Here is a 20,129-nt window from a genome sequence, read left to right as displayed (position 1 = left end):
ATGCCCCATAGCTTACTGATAGCATTATTTTTTGCCTTCATTATTCCGGCAACAAACAATAACCCACCGAAATATTACAAGGATTTCTATAAATCCGGTAAACCAAAATCGGAAGGTTGGCTCGTTGACGGAAAAAAAACAGGATACTGGAAATTCTATCATAAGAATGGCACAATTTCAGAACAGGGTCATTTTAAATACGATAAAAGGGAAAAGTATTGGTATTTTTACCGCCCTGACAGAATTCGAGTCAAGGAAGGAAATTATTTGCATGGCCAAATGGACAATTGGTGGTTGTTTTATGACACAAAAGGAAGAATCTACCACAAATGCCAGCTCTATAAAGGAAAGAAGAACGGATACTGCCTGAAATATAAAAACAAAAAACTGGTCTCGGCTGAAAAATATCAAAATGGAAACAAAATCAAGGAATGGTTCCGTTTTATTGATTTTCGTCGAGATAACAAACTATCCGATCTAAAATAATGACCCACATAAAAGTTATTATCCCCGCCTATAATGAAGCTGATTCCATTGCACAGGTCATACACGAAATACCGGCATCGGTTTCAGAAATCATCGTAGTCAACAATAATTCAACCGATGACACCGCTACAACGGCCGAAAAAGCCGGGGCCACGGTTTTGACCGAAACCAAGATGGGCTACGGTTACGCCTGTCTTCGGGGTATGCAATACGTGGCACAACAATCAATTAAACCGGATATAATCGTATTTATTGATGGTGATTATTCCGATTACCCACAAGAACTGACCAAGGTTGTGCAACCTATCATAGAACAAGATATTGATTTTGTAATCGGCGCCAGGGTAAAGCATTTAAGGGAATCCGGTAGTATGACACCCCAACAGGTTTTCGGCAATTGGCTGGCCACCAGCTTAATGAAATTGTTCTTTAGGGCAACATTTACCGACTTAGGACCGTTTAGAGCAATAAAATATGACAAGTTACTAGCCTTGAAAATGGAAGACAAAACCTATGGATGGACCGTAGAGATGCAGTTAAAGGCATTAAAAAGGAAAATGACATATATCGAAGTGCCAGTGCGTTACAAAAAAAGAATAGGAGTCTCCAAGGTCTCGGGTACCGTAAAAGGTAGTATATTTGCAGGCATAAAAATTCTTGGTTGGATTTTCAAATACAGCATCAAGTAATATGGGTCTTATAATCTCTTATATAATCATTACCATTTACAGCATTGCGCTGTTATTGATATTTTTTTACAGTTTGGCACAATTGAACCTATTGGTCAATTATCTAGGCTATAAGCGGCAAAATCAGACAGCGCCAAAATTCAATCTCTTAGATCCGAAAGAAATTCCATTTGTCACCATTCAACTTCCGGTCTACAATGAGGAATATGTTATGGAGCGACTATTGGAGAATATCGCAAAGATCGAATATCCCAAAAGTAAGTTGGAAATCCAGGTTCTTGATGATTCTACGGACAGCTCCGTCAATATTACCTCGGAACAAATAAAAGAATTACAGGAAAGCGGGCTGGATATTCAACATATTCGAAGGGAAAACCGTAAAGGCTTTAAAGCTGGGGCACTCAAAGAAGGTCTAGAGATCGCAAAAGGTGATTTTATTGCCATTTTCGATGCTGACTTTCTGCCCGATCCCGATTGGCTAAAGAAAACCGTTATTTATTTTAAGGATAAGGAAATTGGGGTTGTACAGACCCGATGGGGCCATATCAACCGCGATTACTCCACTTTGACAAGAATACAGGCCTTTGCCCTGGATGCACATTTTACCTTGGAACAAGTTGGCAGGAATGCAAAAGGGCATTTTATCAATTTCAATGGCACTGCGGGCATATGGCGTAAAGAATGCATTTTGGATGCCGGAAACTGGGAAGGGGACACCTTAACGGAAGACCTCGATTTAAGTTATAGGGCCCAACTGAAAAATTGGAAATTCAAGTATCTGGAGGATGTGGAAACCCCTGCTGAATTACCCGTTGTAATCAGTGCCGCCCGATCACAACAGTTCCGCTGGAACAAAGGTGGTGCCGAAAACTTCAGGAAATCGGTCTGGAAAGTTATTACGGCCAAAAATATTTCCTTTAAAACCAAATTCCATGGGGTCATGCATTTGTTGAACAGTTCTATGTTCCTATGCGTATTCCTGGTATCGTTATTAAGTATCCCCGCCATGTACATTAAGGCATTGTACCCAGAATTGGATTGGGCCTTTGATGTATTGAGTTTCTTTGTAGTAAGTACGATCATCCTTTTCGTTTGTTATTGGTTCACCTACAAAAGCATACAAGGCAGTAGCTTTGACAATTTTGTCGATTACATTAAGTTGTTCTTTACCTTTTTCTCGGTTGCCCTAGGGTTTTCATTGCATAACTCCATTGCCGTATTGGAAGGACATATGGGTAAGAGAAGTGAGTTTGTAAGAACCCCTAAATTCAACTTGAACAGTATTACCGATAGTTGGAAAGGCAATAAATACCTCACCAAAAAACTTTCGCCGAACATGATTCTGGAGTTTGCCCTGATGGTATATTTCCTCTTTGGGATGTACAGTGCCGTTCCGTTAAATGATTTCGGGTTGTTCCCTTTCCATTTTATGTTATTTAGTGGTTTTGGTTTTGTCTTCTACAAATCACTTACTTCAAGAGCATAACATTATAATCCCGATTAAGATTCAACATTGATCGGTTCTTATTTAGTATTACTCTTTTTTTTCAGTTATTTGCATTAAACCAATTTATAACTAAATGCCTACCCAACTTTTCACGTATTGGAAACTTCATAAGATTCCGATATTGTTGGCCCTACTGAGCCTAGGTTTTTATTATACATTCGCATATCACTTAGAACGCACCGACTTTATAAAGTTGATCACTTTGTGTGGTGTGCTGTTCTTCTTATGCTATAAACTCATTCAATTTGAAAAATGGAATTTTAGGTTCCTACTGGGGGTAGGGCTGCTTTTTAGACTTATCTTCCTATTCATTGAACCCAACCTCTCCCAAGATTATTACCGCTTTATTTGGGATGGTGAACTAGTGCGGAATTTCATTAACCCGTACTTGGAGGTCCCCAATACATTGATTGCAAATCAGGATTTACTTATATCCAATGCCGACATACTTTATCAGGGAATGGGTGAATTAAGTGCAAAACACTTCAGCAATTACCCACCTTTGAATCAGTTTATTTTTGCTTTGGCCACTTGGTTGGGCGGACAAAGTATTCTAGGCTCCGTAATAGCAATGCGGTCCCTTATCATTATTTCGGATATTGGAATACTCTACTTTGGACGCAAACTACTCAAGAACCTAAATCTTTCCCCCCATCTGATTTTTTGGTATTTCCTGAACCCCTTGGTCATCATAGAGCTTACGGGAAACCTCCATTTTGAGGGGGTGATGCTTTTCTTTTTTGTGACTTCACTTTATTTGTTGTCCATTAAAAAATGGATACTGGCTGCAGTAATCTATGCGCTTTCCATTGCCATAAAACTGATTCCACTAATGTTTCTACCCCTTTTCCTGAAACATTTCGGGTTTAAAAAAAGCCTCCAATTCTATGCCGTGATAATGGCGACCCTATTAGTCATCCTTATTCCGTTTATCTCTTCGGAATTCATTGTGAATTATTCACAAACTGTAGGGCTCTGGTTCTCAAATTTCGAATTCAATTCCGGCCTATACAACCTGATCAAGGAAATAGCCGTGCGGTTTGATGCCAAGCCCTGGGAATTGATCAAAACGTATGGAAGGATCATACCATTCATCACAATATCCATTGTTGTACTAACCACCTTCCTGAGAAAAAACCAGAATTTATCGGTATTGATTTCCTCAATGCTCTATATCCTTACCACCTACTATCTTTTGGCTACCATTGTTCATCCATGGTATATTGTTTTCATGGTCTTACTTGCTGTTTTTACCGAATACAAGTTTCCCTTAGCATGGTCCATGGTCGTAATTCTAAGTTATTATGCCTATACACAAACCGATTTCAAAGAGCATTTGGGACTCCTAGCCATTGAATATATTGTTGTGTATGGATTTTTAATTTTCGAATTATTCAGGCATCACGGCCAAAAACTACTTTTTCGCAAAAATTAAACCCCAAACCTTGCTGTTTCAAATTAATTTGTACATTTGAATCATCATGAAGAACGAATTACATATTTCTACGATTATTTGGACATCTGCTCCAAATCGTTCTTTCACACCCACACGTCGCCGCCCGTAAGGGTGTATATTATTATGGGAATAGGTGAGTCCATTTCCGCAAAATCTTCAAACAAATCATTTTTCAAATTAATTAATACCATTAGTAACAATGGAAATTGTTATTGCTAACGAATCCCATTTTAAATACGCAGAGATTATTTGTGACACCATTGCTGAATCGGCCAAGGTTCGGGGAACAGGTATTGCCAAAAGAACTCCAGAGTACATTCTGCAAAAATTAGAAAATGGAAATGCTGTTATCGCACTGGATAAGGGCAAATTTGTAGGTTTCTGCTATATCGAAGTCTGGGGCCACGAAAAATATGTGGCCAATTCCGGACTTATCGTCCATCCTGACTATCGAAATCTGGGAATGGCAAAAAAAATCAAAAAGGCCATTTTTGAACTTTCAACCAGTAAATTCCCCGATGCAAAGATATTTGGGATAACCACTGGGTTGGCGGTTATGAAAATAAATTACGAGTTGGGTTACCAACCTGTGACATTTTCAGAACTTACCGATGACCCACAATTCTGGAAAGGCTGCCAAACCTGCAAAAACTTTGACATTCTTACCCGTACCGAACGAAAAATGTGCTTATGTACCGGTATGTTATATGATCCGGCCAAAAAACAAGCTGCTCAGAAAAAAGAAAAAGTGAACAGTAAAGCCTTCCAAAGATTAAAAAGCATCAAGGAACAGCTATTCTTAAAAAAGAAACATAAAAATTAGACCTTTTATAGGGGACAAAAACCAATGACCATGAAAAAATTAGTTTTAGCATACAGTGGAGGCTTGGACACTTCCTACTGTGCAAAGTATTTATCAAAAGATCAAGGATTCGAAGTCCATGCGGTAAGTGTGAATACCGGCGGATTTTCCGACGAGGAGATCGCAACCATCAATTCGAAAGCATTGGAGTTGGGAGCAATAACCTATACCTCTATCAATGCCGTAAAGACTTTTTATGAAAAGGTCGTCAAATATTTGATTTTCGGAAACGTACTCAAAAACAATACCTACCCCTTATCGGTAAGTGCCGAACGGATCGTTCAGGCCATCGAGATCGTGAACTACGCAAAGAAAATTGGCGCCAAGTATATAGCCCATGGCAGTACCGGTGCCGGTAACGACCAGGTACGATTTGACATGATCTTTCAAATCATCGCCCCAGAAATTGAGATCATCACCCCTATTAGGGACAATAAACTTTCCAGGGAATTTGAAATAGAATATTTACAGAAAAACGGGGTCGACTATCCTTGGAACAAAGCCAAATATTCCATTAACAAAGGACTCTGGGGTACTTCCGTTGGCGGTGAAGAAACGCTAACTTCAAATTTACCCCTACCGGACAGTGCTTACCCCAGCCAATTACAGGAAAAGAATCCTTCAGAGGTAACGTTGACTTTCGAAAAAGGGGAATTGGTTGCCATTGATGGTAAAAAGGACCATCCTGTAGCCAATATCGAAAAATTGGAAGCGATGGCTTCAAAATATGCCATCGGACGGGATATTCACGTGGGTGATACCATTATCGGAATAAAAGGAAGGGTTGGTTTCGAGGCATCTGCCGCCCTTATCATTATCAAAGCACACCATCTTTTGGAAAAACACACGCTCAGTAAATGGCAGCAATTCCAAAAAGAACAACAAGGTAATTTCTATGGCATGCTATTGCATGAGGGTAATTATCTTGATGAGGTTATGCGAAATATCGAAGCGTTCCTTACCGACACCCAAAAGAATGTCTCTGGGGATGTATTCGTAAGTCTGTATCCTTTCCAATTTAGATTGAACGGAATTTCATCCAAACACGATTTGATGAATGCCTCCTTTGGCAGCTATGGCGAGATGCACAAGGGATGGACGGCCGATGAAGCCAAGGGCTTTATCAAAATAATATCGAATGCAGGAAAAATATACAATCACGTAAATCACAACAATGATTAAAGCAGGTATTATCGGTGGGTCCGGTTATACGGGTGGCGAATTGATCCGAATTCTATTGAACCACCCGAAGGTGGAAATAGATTTCGTATTCAGTACCACTAGGGCAGATAAGGAGATAACCACTGCCCACCCCGATGTATTGGGGTTGACCGATTTAAAGTTTACGGGTAAGGTGAATTTGGATGTGGATGTTGTTTTTCTATGCCTGGGACATGGCAATTCGACCAAATTCCTAGACGGGAACAAATTCTCGGATAAAACCCGTATTATTGACCTTAGCAACGATTTTAGATTGAACAAGGATTCGGTTTACGAAACAAAGGAATTTGTTTATGGTCTTCCTGAATTAAAGAAGGAAAGCATTACCCATGCGAAATATATAGCAAATCCCGGATGCTTTGCCACCGCTATTGAATTGGCCCTCTTGCCATTGGCCAAAGCCCAATTATTAAAGGCCCAAGTACATGTTAATGCCGTTACCGGGAGTACCGGAGCTGGTGTTAGTCCGTCTGCCACCACCCATTTTAGTTGGCGAAATGGCAATGTTTCTTGGTACAAACCCTTTACCCATCAGCATTTGGGCGAAATCAATGAAAGTATAGCCTCTTTGCAAGAAAAGCCAGGGGAGATCATGTTCTTACCCATGCGGGGCAATTTCACCAGAGGCATAATGGCCACGGCATATACCCCTTTTGAGGGAACACTGGAAGATGCCTTTACATTATATAAGGACTTCTATGCCCATGCGAAATTTACCCAAGTGACCCAGGAACCCATCAACCTAAAACAAGTGGTGAACACGAACCAATGCCATATTCACTTGCATAAACACAATGATGTGCTTTTGATTACCTCTGCCATTGATAACTTATTAAAGGGGGCATCAGGACAAGCCGTACAGAACATGAACCTGATGTTTGGCTTTATGGAAAGTGAAGGATTGCAATTGAAAGCTGGGGTATTTTAGAAATCATCGTCTGGTTGAGCCCAGTCGAGACCTGTTTTAAACAGTTAATTAGGATTAAATAGATTCCCACCTGTGGGAATACAAAAGATAGTATTCATGAAAATAGCCATAATAGGAGCCGGTAACCTGGGATTGTCCATTGCCAAGGGAATCTTGAAAAGTAACGGTGCCACCAAAATGTACCTTACCAAAAGAAATATCACCGATATTGAACATTTTGAAAAATACGGCAATGTAACGGTTACAACCGACAATAAGGAAGCCGTTAAAAATTCGGACATATTGATTTTTGCTGTACAGCCTTTACACATTGCACAATTATTAACGGACCTGAAGGACCTTCTCACAGAGAACCACGTCATCATTTCAACCATTACAGGGTACAGTATTGAAAAGATGGAGAACATTTTGGGCAAAGACCATAATATTATCCGAAGTATGCCCAATACGGCTATCTCCGTCGGTAAATCAATGACCTGTATTTGCGCCAATGGGAAGGGTAAGAAACGCATTGAATTGGCCAAGGCCATTTTTAACCGAATGGGGCATTCGATGGAAATTCCTGAAGTACAAATGCAGGCTGCCACCGTTATCTGTGCCAGTGGAATCGCTTTTTGGATGCGTTTGATACGCGCCACGACCCAAGGGGCCATTCAGTTAGGCTTCGATGCCAAGGAAGCGCAAGAACTGGCCATGCATACCTGTGATGGGGCGGCCGGATTGTTGATCGCATCCGGAAATCATCCTGAGGAGGAAATAGATAAGGTAACCACCCCTATGGGCTGTACCATTCAAGGGCTGAACGAAATGGAACACCATGGGCTAAGTTCTTCACTTATCCAAGGTATCGTGGCTTCCTTTGATAAAATCAGTGAATTTAAAAAAGATAACCAATGAAATTATTTGATGTATACCCCCTCTATGATGTAACCCCTGTTTCTGCAAAAGGTATTGTGGTTACCGATGACAAAGGGCAAGAATATTTGGATTTTTATGGAGGTCATGCCGTAATATCCATTGGGCATTCGCACCCACATTATGTAAAACGAATCAAGGACCAATTGGATAAAATCGGATTTTACAGCAATGCCGTTCAAAATCCATTACAAATAGCGTTGGCTACCAAACTAGGAAAGCTTTCACAATGCGGGGACTATAACCTTTTTCTATGTAATTCTGGGGCCGAAGCAAATGAGAATGCCTTGAAATTGGCTTCTTTCCAAACGGGTAAATCCAGGGTCATCGCCTTTAAGAATAGTTTTCATGGGAGAACATCGGCCGCTGTCGCCGCAACCGATAATGAAAAAATAAATGCCCCAATAAACAAACAGCAAAGAGTAACCTTTTTACCGTTTGATGATAATGATGCATTTGAAAAGGAAATCAACAAAGGTGATGTCTGTGCCGTAATTATTGAAACGATACAGGGTGTTGGTGGTCTGGACGAACCTTCCTTGGAATTCTATCAACAAATAGCGGATCATTGTAAGAAAAACAATGTGATTCTTATCGCGGACGAGGTACAATCCGGCTATGGACGAAGTGGGAAGTTCTTCGCATTCCAACACCATAACATACAACCCGATATTATTACCATCGCCAAAGGTATGGGTAACGGTTTTCCGGTGGGAGGGGTGTTGATCCATGAAAAAATAGAAGCTTCCTACGGTTTATTGGGCACTACCTTCGGAGGTAACCATCTTGCCTGTGCTGCTTCCTTGGCCGTACTCGAGGTCATGGAAAAAGAACACCTCATGGCCAATGCACATCATCTCGGGGAATATTTTTTAAAGGAAGCCAAAAAAATCCCACAGGTAAAAAGAACCAAGGGAAAAGGATTGATGCTCGGTCTCGAATTTGATTTTGAGGTTGCCGAACTCCGCAAAAAATTAATCTATGAACACCACCTATTCACCGGTGGTGCAAAAGACAAACATGTATTGCGCATTTTACCAGCCTTGAATATCACAAAGGCGGATTTGGATGTGTTTTTCGATAAATTGAAAATGGCCCTATCATGAGTTTACTACTGAATATTGAGCAACGGAATGCCGTTCTGAATTCCATGATACAATGGTTGCAAAAGGAAAAGAACACCCTTTTGGAGGCCAATAAAAAAGACATGGAAAGTTATAGTGGCGCGGATATAGCCATGTACGATCGCCTAAAGGTCGATGACGACAAGATCAAGGGTATGATCAAGTCCTTGCAGGAATTGGCCCAATTGGATGACCCCTTGAATATAGAGCGATTCCATTTTGAACATGAAAACGGTATGTCGGTCAGTAACAGAACCGCCCCATTCGGAACGGTATTGATTATTTATGAATCACGCCCAGACGTGACGATTGAAGCTGCGGGAATAGCCTTTAAATCGGGCAACAAGATTCTATTGAAGGGAGGAAAGGAATCCTTGAACAGCAACTTGGTCTTGGTAGACCTCTGGCACAAAGCCTTGCAAGAAAACCAGGTTTCGACGGCATGGGTCGAATATTTGCAATTCAATCGAAGTGAAACCCAAGCATTTTTGGAAAATCCGACCCAGAAATTGGATTTGATCGTGCCCCGAGGTGGCGAAAAATTGATTGCCTTTGTAAAACAACATGCGACCTGCCCCGTAATTGTCAGTGGCCGAGGAAATAATTTTGCCTTTGTCGATGTTGATGCCGACCAAGACATGGCCCTTGACATCTTTATCAATGCAAAGACCACCAAAATATCGGCATGCAACGCTTTGGACAAGGTTTTGATCCATGATCGATTACCAAACAAATCAGCCTTTTTGGACAAGCTGATTGCGAGGTTATTGGAAAGCAATGTTGCCATATGGGTCGATGGGCATCTAGAAGGTCTTGCGAACACTTCCAAGATTATGGATGATGCCATTTGGTTTGAAGAGTTTTTGGATTACAAGATCCTGTTGGGCCAGGTAACCGATTTGGAAGAGGCGATTGCGAAAATCAACCAATATGGGGGTGGACATTCTGCGGCCATCATAACAGAAAATGAAACTACTGCTACCGAATTCATGAACAGTGTCGATACTGCGGCGGTCTACCACAATGCATCAACCCGCTTTACGGATGGTGGTCAATTTGGTCTTGGTGGCGAATTGGCCATAAGTACCGATAAATTACACCAAAGAGGTCCTATCGGATTACAACATTTGGTAACCAATAAGTGGTATGTAAAAGGAAGTGGACAAATTCGGTAACATAGACCTGACGGTTTTTCTTGAATTCTAACAGATCGAAGAAAAAATGCAATGAACAAAAAAAGAATCTTATTAAAAATAGGCAGCAATACCTTGACCAAGGAAACCAATCAGATTTCTAGGGGGAAAATCGAGGATATCGGCAGGCAGATTGAAGCTTTAAAAGATGAATATGAATTCATTATCGTAAGCTCCGGTGCCATAGCCGCAGCCAAACAATTCGTGAAATTGGAGCATCATGGGGAAGAATTGAATGTTAAACAAGCCTTGGCTTCAATTGGCCAACCCCATTTAATGCGGATTTTTCAAGAGAATTTTCGCGAATTGGGACTTTTCACCTCACAATGCCTATTGTCCTATTCAGATTTTGAGAATACCGATGCCAAGGCGAACATCAAGAACACGATCAATGTGTTGGTTGCGAACAATTTTATTCCCATCATCAACGAAAACGATACCGTCGCCACCGATGAGATTCAATTCGGGGATAATGATAAATTAGCCGCCTTGACCGCTGCTTTACTAAAAGTGGATTTATTGATGATCGCTACGAACACCTATGGCATTTACACCAAGGAATCTTTTAAAAATGGAACTCCCGAAACCATTCCAACGGTTTTAGGAACACAGGATTTATCCAATGAAATAAGCGCTTCCAAGTCCTCCCATGGCACAGGAGGAATGCAATCCAAGATTGAGGCGGCTGCCATTGCCCAAAAAGCAGGTATTGAGACCTGGATCGTAAACGGATTGAAAGATAATTTCATCTCAGATGCGATAATGGACATCAGTAAGCACACCAAAATAAAATAATATTTCCATGAAAAACTACCTCTCTATAGCAGATATCGATTCATTACCCAACTGGATTAAAGAGGCTCGGTCATTAAAGAGGAACCCTAATGCCGATAAAGCCTTAGGCACTAACAAAACCATCGGTCTTCTTTTCTTCAATAATAGTCTTAGAACCCGATTGAGTACGCAAAAGGCCGCCATGAACTTGGGGATGGAGGTCATGGTGATGAATTTCGGTAACGAAGGTTGGGCACTGGAATATGGGGATGGTACTATTATGGACCAAGGTACATCGGAACATATAAAGGAAGCCGCACAAGTTATTTCCCAGTATTGTGATATTATCGCCATACGGGCTTTTGCCTCCCTGACGGATAAGGTCAAAGACGAAGCGGAAGAGGTTTTGAACGGATTTAAACAATACGCCAGCGTACCCATTGTGAATATGGAAAGTTCAACCGGGCATCCCTTACAAGCCTTGGCCGATGCAATTACGTTAGCCGAACACAACACCAAAGACAGGCCAAAAGTAGTTCTCTCATGGGCTCCACATCCTAAAGCTTTACCCCATGCCGTGGCCAATTCATTTGTTCAAATGATGCAGTTGCAAGATGCCGATTTTGTGATCACGCATCCTGAAGGGTATGAATTGGACCCAAATATCACCAAAGACGCAACTATTGAGTATGACCAAAAGAAGGCCTTCGAAAATGCCGATTTTGTATATGCCAAGAATTGGAGTAGCTATTCCCATTATGGTATGGTCCTCAATCAAGACACTGATTGGATGATTACCAAGGATAAATTGGGGGATGCGAAATTTATGCATTGTCTGCCCGTACGGAGAAATGTAATCGTTGAGGATAGTGTACTCGACAGCAAGCAATCTTTAGTCATAGAAGAAGCCAATAACAGAACCTATGCGGCACAACTTGTACTTAAAAAAATCCTGGAAAATTTAGAATGAAACAAAAATTATCCATAGTAAAAATAGGTGGGAATGTCATCGAGAACCAAGTTGGGTTGGAACAGTTTTTACTGAACTTCTCGAAATTGGAAGGATTGAAGATATTGGTCCATGGTGGCGGTAAATTGGCCACAAAATTGGCAGCCCAATTGGGAATTGAATCCCAAATGTCGAATGGAAGACGTATTACCGACGCCAAAAGCCTTGAAATCATCACCATGGTCTATGGCGGACTCACCAATAAGAATATTGTTGCCAAACTACAGGCACTGGGCACCAATGCCCTTGGACTTAGCGGAGCTGACGGCAATACCATCAAGGCACATAAAAGACCAATCAAGGAAATTGATTTTGGATTCGTCGGGGATATTGACAGTATAGATTCAAATTTTCTGGACACTCTGATCAACACAGGTATTACCCCTGTTTTTTGCGCTATTTCCCATGATGGAAAAGGTCAACTCTTGAATACCAATGCAGATACCATTGCTTCCGAAATCGCTATTGGGATGAGTGCTCTTTTTGAAACAACACTATACTATTGTTTTGAGAAAAAAGGGGTCTTAAAAGAGGTGGAAGATGAAAATTCGGTAATTCAACATATCAACACAAAAACATATTCCGACTTATTAAAGACCAAGGCCATAGCCGATGGAATGCTTCCTAAAATGGAAAACTGTTTTCATGCACTGAACAACCATGTTGGCAAAGTTTGTATCGGTGATATTTCAATGCTACAACCCCAAACATCCTTATTTACAACAATAACCTTATGAAAATAGAACAGCAAAAGCTCACTGAAAAAGCAATAGAACTATTAAAGGAGCTTATTTCCATCCAATCATTTTCTGGGGAAGAGCATCATACGGCCGAGGCCATTGAAAATTGGTTCAAGGCATTTGATATTCCGTTCCAACGGGAAAACAACAATGTATTTGCGAAAAACAAATATTGGGATGACACCAAGCCTACATTGCTTTTAAACTCCCATCACGATACGGTGGAGCCTAACAAAGCTTATACCCGAGACCCCTATGACCCCCAGATTGTGGATGGCAAACTCTATGGCTTGGGAAGTAATGATGCCGGTGGAGCCTTGGTATCCTTACTAGCGACTTTCACAAACTTCCATGACCAAGAGAACCTAAGCCATAACCTGTTGATTGCGGCCACCGCTGAGGAAGAAAACGCAGGCCCTAAGAGTCTCCGGGGATTATTGCCTAGTTTACCCAAAATCGATGTTGCCATTGTAGGCGAACCGACCCTGATGAATCTGGCGATTGCAGAAAAAGGATTGGTTGTTTTTGATGCCGTTGTAAAAGGTACTCCGTCACACGCCGCCCATCCGAACGACGACAATTCGATCTACAAGACCATAAAAGTCTTGGAATGGTTCAAAAACTATACGTTTGAAAAAGTATCCGAAGCCTTGGGCGAGGTAAAACTCACCGTAACCCAAATCAATGCCGGCACCCAACATAATGTGGTTCCTGCCCATACCGATTTGGTTATCGACGTGAGGGTCAACGATTGCTACAGCAATACGGAAATAGCGGATATATTGAAAGCAGAAGCACCCTGTGAATTACAAGAACGGTCACTTCGATTGAATTCGTCCTCTATAGACAAATACCACCCTTTGGTACAATCCGGCATAAAATTGGGACGGGAAACCTATGGCTCTCCCACCCTATCCGATCAAGCAGCACTTACCTGTCAATCGATGAAGTTAGGTCCCGGTGACAGTACCCGTTCCCATTCCGCAGATGAGTATATTTACGTGAATGAAATCGAAGAGGGCATCGCTATTTACATTAAATTATTACAAGGATTCCTTAATGGTCAATAGTTCCTAAGTTAGAAGTTAATAGAAGTTGGATGTACAATTACAAAGAGCTTATTGTTTGGCAAAAATCAATGGACTTGGTTGAAAAGGTTTATACCGCAACAGCCTCTTTTCCCCTTGAGGAAAAATTCGGTCTAACAAGTCAGATTAGAAGATGTGCGGTTTCCATACCAAGTAATATAGCCGAAGGGGCCGGTAGAAAATCAAAAAAAGTATTTCGTAACTTCTTAGAAATCTCTAACGGGTCTATCAACGAACTGAAAACACAATTGGAAATTTCAAAAAGAATTGGATTTCTCACCAAGGATGAGCTCGAAAGCATCTTTGATTTATGTGATGAAATCCAGAAAATAACCATAACCTTAATCAAAAAGTATAGTGACTTTTAACTATATTCCAAAAACTTATAACTAACAAATGAAACTCTGGGACAAAGGATTTAGTACGGACAAAAAAATAGATCATTTCACCGTAGGCAATGACCGCGAATTGGATTTGCTATTGGCAAAATACGATGTCATCGCGTCTAAAGCACACGCCAAAATGTTGGGGAAAATCGGTTTATTGACGGATTCCGAAACATCAGATTTGGTCAATGAATTGGATGCTATTGCCAAAACCATCGAAGATGGTACATTCACCATCGAGGATTCTTTTGAGGACATGCACTCCAAAATAGAGTATCTACTGACTGAAAAATTGGGGGATACCGGTAAAAAAATACATACCGCAAGATCACGTAACGACCAAGTATTGGTAGCCATGCACCTCTATTTAAAAAGTGAACTGCAAGAAATAAAGACTGAAACAATCACCTTATTCAATTTATTGATGGATTTGGCCGAAAAGCATAAAGACATTATGCTACCAGGTTACACCCACCTACAGATTGCCATGCCTTCTTCTTTTGGACTATGGTTCTCTGCCTATGCAGAAAGTTTGATTGATGATCTTTATTTTATCGATGCGGCCTATAAAGTAGCCGACCAGAACCCATTGGGAAGCGCTGCCGGATATGGAAGCTCCTTCCCTATCGATAGGACTTTCACAACCAAGGAAATGGGGTTTGAAACCATGAAATACAATGTTGTCGCCGCCCAAATGAGCCGTGGCAAGGTAGAAAAAGCTACTGCTTTTGGCATGAGTAGTATTGCCGCGACCCTATCAAAAATGGCCATGGATATCTGTTTGTATATGAGCCAGAATTTTAATTTCATATCATTTCCCGATGAACTGACAACAGGGAGTAGTATAATGCCCCATAAAAAGAACCCCGATGTTTTCGAATTGGTAAGGGCCAAGTGCAATAAACTACAAGCGGTACCCAATCAATTGATATTGATCACCAATAACTTGCCAAGCGGCTATCATAGAGACCTCCAATTGGTCAAAGAAGTGATCGTACCTGCAATACAGGATCTAAAAGCCTGTTTGGAAATTTTAACCTTTAGCCTAAAGGAAATAAGGATCAACAACACCATTCTCGAAGACCCCAAATACGATTACCTCTTTAGTGTGGATACGTTGAACGAATTGGTACAAAACGGAATGCCTTTCCGTGATGCCTATAAAAAAATGGGAATGGAAATCAACGAAGGTACTTTCTCTCCTAAACGAGATATTGAACATACCCATGAAGGTAGTTTAGGTAACTTATGTTTGGATGGGATTCGCGAAAAGATGAAAAAAACATTATAACTTTACTCGCACTATGCCCCTCAAAATATAATCGAATGAAACTGTTTATCGTAAGCCTTAAAAATCACATCTGGATCGCGGCATTTTTGCTATTGGGTATTGTGCAGATCACAGCACAGGACCTCTACCCAAAAAACGAAAAGATAGATGTCCAGGATTATATCTTTAATCTCACCTTGAATGACGATACCGACCAAATCAAAGGAGAGGCTATAATCCATGTTTTGTTTAAAGAGAAGGAAGATTCATTCGAATTGGACCTTGTTGGTAAATCAGGTATATATGGTATGGAGGTTACCGGAGTTTTTGAAAGTGATAAAACCGCCCATTACACTTTCGAGAACAATAGAATAACCATCAACCCATCAACCAACGATAAAGGCTTAAAAACCTTTAAAGTTCTATATGAAGGCATACCACAAAGAGGACTTGTCATCGATAAGACAAAATATGGTCGTCGTTCCTTTTTTGGGGACAATTGGCCCAATTTGGCCCGTCATTGGTTGCCTTCGGTCGACCACCCATACGATAAGGCCAGTATTCAATTTGGAATTACCGCACCTGAGGATTATGATGTGGTTGCCACTGGTGAAAAAATAGAGGAAAGCAATCTAGGAAATGGTTTAAAATTAACCGTGTACAAAGAACCTGCACCGGTTGCCATGAAGGTCGTTACCATCGGCGTAACCAAATTCGCAACGAGATTATTGGACGTAGTCCATAATATTCCCGTAACCGCTTGGGTATATCCTGAAAACCGTTTGGAAGGGTTTTCCGATTATAAGGTGGCTTCAAAAGTCCTTGCCTATTTTATTGATAACATTGGGCCTTATTCCTTTGCCAAATTAGCGAATATGCAGGCAAAAACACAGTGGGGTGGACTTGAAAATGCAGGAACCATAGCTTATTTCGAGGATTCGGTGACCGGAATGAATACGGTTGAGGATTTAATTGCACATGAAATTGCACACCAGTGGTTTGGTAATTCGGCTACCGAGAACAATTGGAACCATGTTTGGTTAAGTGAAGGCTTCGCTACCTACTTTTCCATTTTATATATGGAGCATGTATATGGTGATGAAAAACGAAAGGATGCCTTGGCGTTGGACAGGAAACAGGTCATTGATTACTACCAACAGAATCCATCACCCATTGTTGACCTTACCATTAAAGACCCTATGCGTGTCTTAAGTATAAACAGCTATCAAAAAGGGGGCTGGGTATTGAATATGCTTCGTCATAAGTTGGGGGATAATCTGTTTTGGAAAGGTATACAAGACTATTACAAGACGTATCAAAATGCGAACGTTTTGACAGTGGATTTTCAAAAATCCATGGAAAAAACTTCCGGGGAGAATCTAGAATCCTTTTTTCAACAATGGTTGTTTACCAAAGGCCACCCTGAAATTAAATGGGAATGGGTTTACGGGAATGGTCAGGTGAAAATCAACCTCGAACAAGTACAAGACCATCATACCTTCCATTTTCCCATCGAAATTGGCATTGTACAGGACGATGAAATAAAAATCGTACAAGTAGAAGTGGACGAACAGTCTGAAGTGTTCGAAATCAATGTAGATACCAAACCTGACACCATTGTATTAGATCCAGATTATTGGCTTTTGTTTGAGGAAAAATAAGTCAACCTGTACTAAGACCCCTATTTTTTCCAATTTCCTGTACAATTGAGAAAATCAACTAACGAATCATACCTAGGTTAATGACCTCTTGTTCGGTTAAAAATCGCCAATGACCCCTTGGAAGATCCTTTTTGGTCAAACCGGCATAAGCAACCCGGTCTATTCTAACCACTTCATATTCCAAATGCTCAAAAATACGTTCGACAATTTTATGTTTTGAACTGAATATCTCAATCCCTACTTCGCGTTTTGGAGCGTCATCAATAAAACTAATGTCTTGTACACGTACGGGTTTTTCATCCAAAATCACCCCATCCTGTATTTTCTTCAAATCGGCACTACGAAGTTCCCGGTTTAAAACCACATGGTAGATTTTACGAAGACCATTTTTAGGATTCTTCAATCTTTTGGTCATATCACCATCATTGGTGAACAGTAAAAGTCCAGTCTCCTCTTTACCCATCTTATCAACAGGTAATAATGTTGACTTGGACGCATTTGAGATTAGGCCATTGACATTACGTCTACCTCTTTCATCCCGGATGGTAGTCGAGAAATCCTTGGGTTTGTTCAATAAAACGTATTCTTTCTTTTCGGGGTTAAGTAAACGCCCATCGAATTTAACGGTATCTGTCTTTTTAACCTTATAGCCCATTTCGGTTATAGGTTTACCATTAACGGTAATATTACCCGCAGCGATATAGATATCGGCATCCCTTCGGGAACATACCCCTGAGTTTGCCACATACTTGTTTAAACGGATTAAATTGGGGTCTGACGGTTTTTGAGGCTCGGTTTTCTTTTTAATCGGTGCGTTACCCCTTGCGTAACTCTTCTTTCTAAAAGTACCGCCCTGACGCCCTGATGCCTTACTGTCTTTGTTTGAATCTGACCTTCCCATTATCTTCCAATTTTTTGCAAAGGTAATGAATTCAATAAGGATTGATTAAATAATCTCAATCTTCAAATTCAACCGTAGATTGTCTTTCGCGATTTACAATTAGTTTCGTAACATCGGGTCTGGAATAGTGCCCTACGGGGTCAAAATTCTGACGTTCTTCATAGACCCGATTAAAATCCAACGTATGAAAAAGGAGTCCTTCTTGATTAAGTACCGGCTCCAATAACCATTCCCCATCGGGACCGGCTATACATGACCCCCCATTGGCAAGTACATCAGGGGCATTTTCCAGAATCGCATTGAGATGTGGGGTATCCGTTGGAAAATCTTCCTTTTTCATTAATGAAGATACCGAAATCACATAACTTCTCGATTCCCTAGCGATAAAACGGGTAATATCCTTGGTGTTGTGGTCACTGCCAGGCCAAACGGCTATATGCAGGTTCTCACCCTGACCATACAGTGCCGTTCGAGGTAATGGCATCCAATTCTCCCAACAATTGAGTCCACCCACCGTAAATTGCTTCAGGGCATGTACCTGCAACCCGTTCCCATCGCCTGGGGCCCATGTTAATCGCTCATCATAGGTAGGCTGTAATTTGCGGTGTACCGATTGGATGTTCCCATTTTGGTCAATATAGACCAGGGAACAATAAATACTATGCCCGCCCCGATTCTTTGGTCTTTCAATAATACCCAAATAAATGGCCATTTGGTGTTCCTTTGCCAATTTACAAACACCATCCAATTCGCCGGCTTCAATTTGAATGGCATTTCGCACATAATGGGCGTGTAGCTCTTTGTTTACCTTCAAGTCCCACCCTGCCCCATTGGTCAAAGCCAACCAAAAAGGATAGCCTGGCAGCAATGCCTCCCCAAAAACAACGAGTTCCGCATTCTCCTTGGCTGCCGCAACAATAGTCGCCTCGATTTTTTTAAGGGTCGCCAACTTGTCCAACCAAACGGGCGCAATTTGGGCGAGGGCTACTTTCAATACGTTATCCATTATAAAATTCTATTTAATACCAGATGAATATCAATCAATAAAATACTGAAAACCCCAAGAACAATGATCAGCTTTAATATATTATGCAACCAAACATAATGAAACTTCGTTCTTGCCCTCCATAAAAGAACAAGAAAAACCCCCAAAAAAAAGATACATGCCATAAAGTAAAGGTACATGTAACCCACATCAAAATTATTGATAAGCAAAAGTGATGGAATAAGGGTCAATGAAATTAAAATGGTAATTGTTGTTTTTGAGGTCCTTTCCCCATATAAAATGGGAATGGTCTTATAATTCTGTGCCAGGTCACCGGCAATATTCTCTAAGTCCTTGATCATTTCCCTCGCCAATATCAATAGAAAAAGGAATATGGCGTGTACGAATATAACCGTGTCAAAATTCTTATAGTAAACAAATACCGCAAAAAAGGGTGCAATGGCCAATGTCGCTGAAATAAAATTACCCAAAAAAGGTATTTTTTTTAGTTTATGGGAGTAAAACCAAATGCCGAAAATATAAGCCGAGAAAAACAAAACCGCCCTAAAGGATACATAGCTTGCGAAAAATACAGAGAGAAAATTAAGGGTAAAATAAGCCGAAAGTTTTGTGCGCTGCCCCACTAAGCGGTCTAGCATACTCTTTCTAGGTTTGTTTATCAGGTCTTTCTCCGAATCATAAAAACTATTGATGATATATCCGCCAGCGATAACCAAGGCAGAGGATAGTACAATGCAAAAAAGATTAAGATCAAAGACCACGCTTCGCAATGGAAGTTGGTGTGCCAGAATATAGATTGATGCCAAATACTGGGCCAATGCTATCACCAAAATATTATAACCACGCACAATAGAAAACAGGCTCAATAACTTAAGTAGTAAGAGCTTGTTCTTTCTGCTAAGCATGTGTGTGT

At 40.8% G+C, this 20,129-nt stretch carries 20 protein-coding genes; 17 read left to right on the top strand and 3 right to left on the bottom strand.

The annotated features are described in order from the left end of the window. The 17 genes from LX92_RS03515 to LX92_RS03435 all read left to right on the top strand — a co-directional run bounded on the left by LX92_RS03515 (position 1) and on the right by LX92_RS03435 (position 17,309). Positions 1-486 (top strand): toxin-antitoxin system YwqK family antitoxin, encoded by a 486-nt coding sequence (locus tag LX92_RS03515; RefSeq protein ID WP_109648867.1) that lies wholly within the window; start codon positions 1-3, stop codon positions 484-486. Further along, positions 486-1,175, top strand: coding sequence for a glycosyltransferase (locus LX92_RS03510; protein WP_109648866.1), 690 nt, complete (start codon positions 486-488; stop codon positions 1,173-1,175). Before LX92_RS03515 ends, LX92_RS03510 begins: the two co-directional genes overlap by 1 nt. Before the next feature lies 1 nt (position 1,176). After that, entirely contained in the window at positions 1,177-2,661 is a 1,485-nt protein-coding gene (locus LX92_RS03505) for a cellulose synthase family protein (RefSeq protein ID WP_109648865.1), read from the top strand. Positions 2,662-2,755: 94 nt separating this feature from the next. Further along, complete coding sequence (locus tag LX92_RS03500) at positions 2,756-4,117, top strand: mannosyltransferase (RefSeq protein ID WP_109648864.1); 1,362 nt, start codon at positions 2,756-2,758, stop codon at positions 4,115-4,117. Between the two features lie 220 nt (positions 4,118-4,337). Next, positions 4,338-4,961, top strand: a complete 624-nt coding sequence (locus tag LX92_RS03495; protein ID WP_109648863.1) for a GNAT family N-acetyltransferase — start codon at positions 4,338-4,340, stop codon at positions 4,959-4,961. Between the two features lie 30 nt (positions 4,962-4,991). Next, the gene (locus tag LX92_RS03490; RefSeq protein WP_109649065.1) at positions 4,992-6,182 is read left to right on the top strand and encodes an argininosuccinate synthase; all 1,191 of its coding nucleotides are present in this window, start codon (positions 4,992-4,994) and stop codon (positions 6,180-6,182) included. Continuing rightward, entirely contained in the window at positions 6,175-7,149 is a 975-nt protein-coding gene (gene argC / locus LX92_RS03485) for an N-acetyl-gamma-glutamyl-phosphate reductase (protein WP_109648862.1), read from the top strand. The genes LX92_RS03490 and argC overlap by 8 nt, the downstream gene beginning before the upstream one ends. 96 nt (positions 7,150-7,245) lie before the next feature. After that, complete coding sequence (gene proC / locus LX92_RS03480; RefSeq protein WP_109649064.1) at positions 7,246-8,046, top strand: pyrroline-5-carboxylate reductase; 801 nt, start codon at positions 7,246-7,248, stop codon at positions 8,044-8,046. Beyond that, positions 8,043-9,170: an aspartate aminotransferase family protein gene (locus LX92_RS03475; protein WP_109648861.1), complete on the top strand. Its 1,128-nt coding sequence runs from the start codon at positions 8,043-8,045 to the stop codon at positions 9,168-9,170. The genes proC and LX92_RS03475 overlap by 4 nt, the downstream gene beginning before the upstream one ends. Beyond that, positions 9,167-10,363, top strand: coding sequence for a glutamate-5-semialdehyde dehydrogenase (locus LX92_RS03470; protein WP_109648860.1), 1,197 nt, complete (start codon positions 9,167-9,169; stop codon positions 10,361-10,363). The genes LX92_RS03475 and LX92_RS03470 overlap by 4 nt, the downstream gene beginning before the upstream one ends. A 51-nt stretch (positions 10,364-10,414) precedes the next feature. After that, complete coding sequence (proB, locus tag LX92_RS03465) at positions 10,415-11,176, top strand: glutamate 5-kinase (RefSeq protein WP_109648859.1); 762 nt, start codon at positions 10,415-10,417, stop codon at positions 11,174-11,176. Between the two features lie 7 nt (positions 11,177-11,183). Further along, positions 11,184-12,125, top strand: coding sequence for an N-acetylornithine carbamoyltransferase (locus LX92_RS03460; protein ID WP_109648858.1), 942 nt, complete (start codon positions 11,184-11,186; stop codon positions 12,123-12,125). Beyond that, positions 12,122-12,901, top strand: a complete 780-nt coding sequence (argB, locus tag LX92_RS03455; RefSeq protein ID WP_109648857.1) for an acetylglutamate kinase — start codon at positions 12,122-12,124, stop codon at positions 12,899-12,901. The genes LX92_RS03460 and argB overlap by 4 nt, the downstream gene beginning before the upstream one ends. Next, positions 12,898-13,974 carry a M20 family metallo-hydrolase gene (locus tag LX92_RS03450; RefSeq protein WP_109648856.1) on the top strand — a complete coding sequence of 359 codons (1,077 nt, stop codon included), beginning with the start codon at positions 12,898-12,900 and terminating at the stop codon, positions 13,972-13,974. The genes argB and LX92_RS03450 overlap by 4 nt, the downstream gene beginning before the upstream one ends. 29 nt (positions 13,975-14,003) lie before the next feature. Beyond that, positions 14,004-14,360, top strand: a complete 357-nt coding sequence (locus LX92_RS03445; RefSeq protein ID WP_109648855.1) for a four helix bundle protein — start codon at positions 14,004-14,006, stop codon at positions 14,358-14,360. 28 nt (positions 14,361-14,388) lie between these two features. Beyond that, entirely contained in the window at positions 14,389-15,669 is a 1,281-nt protein-coding gene (argH, locus tag LX92_RS03440) for an argininosuccinate lyase (RefSeq protein ID WP_109648854.1), read from the top strand. A 35-nt stretch (positions 15,670-15,704) separates the two neighbouring features. After that, a complete protein-coding gene (locus LX92_RS03435; RefSeq protein WP_109649063.1) occupies positions 15,705-17,309 on the top strand; it encodes a M1 family metallopeptidase in 1,605 nt (534 codons plus the stop codon). Between the two features lie 58 nt (positions 17,310-17,367). Here the strand turns inward: LX92_RS03435 and LX92_RS03430 are convergent, their stop codons facing one another. The 3 genes from LX92_RS03430 to LX92_RS03420 are packed head-to-tail and all read right to left on the bottom strand — an operon-like array spanning position 17,368 to position 20,121. Continuing rightward, positions 17,368-18,210, bottom strand: a complete 843-nt coding sequence (locus tag LX92_RS03430; protein WP_109648853.1) for a pseudouridine synthase — start codon at positions 18,208-18,210, stop codon at positions 17,368-17,370. A 55-nt stretch (positions 18,211-18,265) separates the two neighbouring features. After that, positions 18,266-19,216, bottom strand: coding sequence for a carbon-nitrogen hydrolase family protein (locus LX92_RS03425; protein WP_109648852.1), 951 nt, complete (start codon positions 19,214-19,216; stop codon positions 18,266-18,268). Next, positions 19,216-20,121: a geranylgeranylglycerol-phosphate geranylgeranyltransferase gene (locus LX92_RS03420; protein ID WP_109648851.1), complete on the bottom strand. Its 906-nt coding sequence runs from the start codon at positions 20,119-20,121 to the stop codon at positions 19,216-19,218. Before LX92_RS03420 ends, LX92_RS03425 begins: the two co-directional genes overlap by 1 nt. Positions 20,122-20,129: the final 8 nt, after the last annotated feature.

Origin of the sequence: Maribacter polysiphoniae (assembly GCF_003148665.1) — a bacterium.
Lineage (GTDB): Bacteria > Bacteroidota > Bacteroidia > Flavobacteriales > Flavobacteriaceae > Maribacter_A > Maribacter_A polysiphoniae.
Note: the sequence above shows the minus strand (reverse complement) of the source record. Positions and strands in the feature narration are given on the sequence as shown.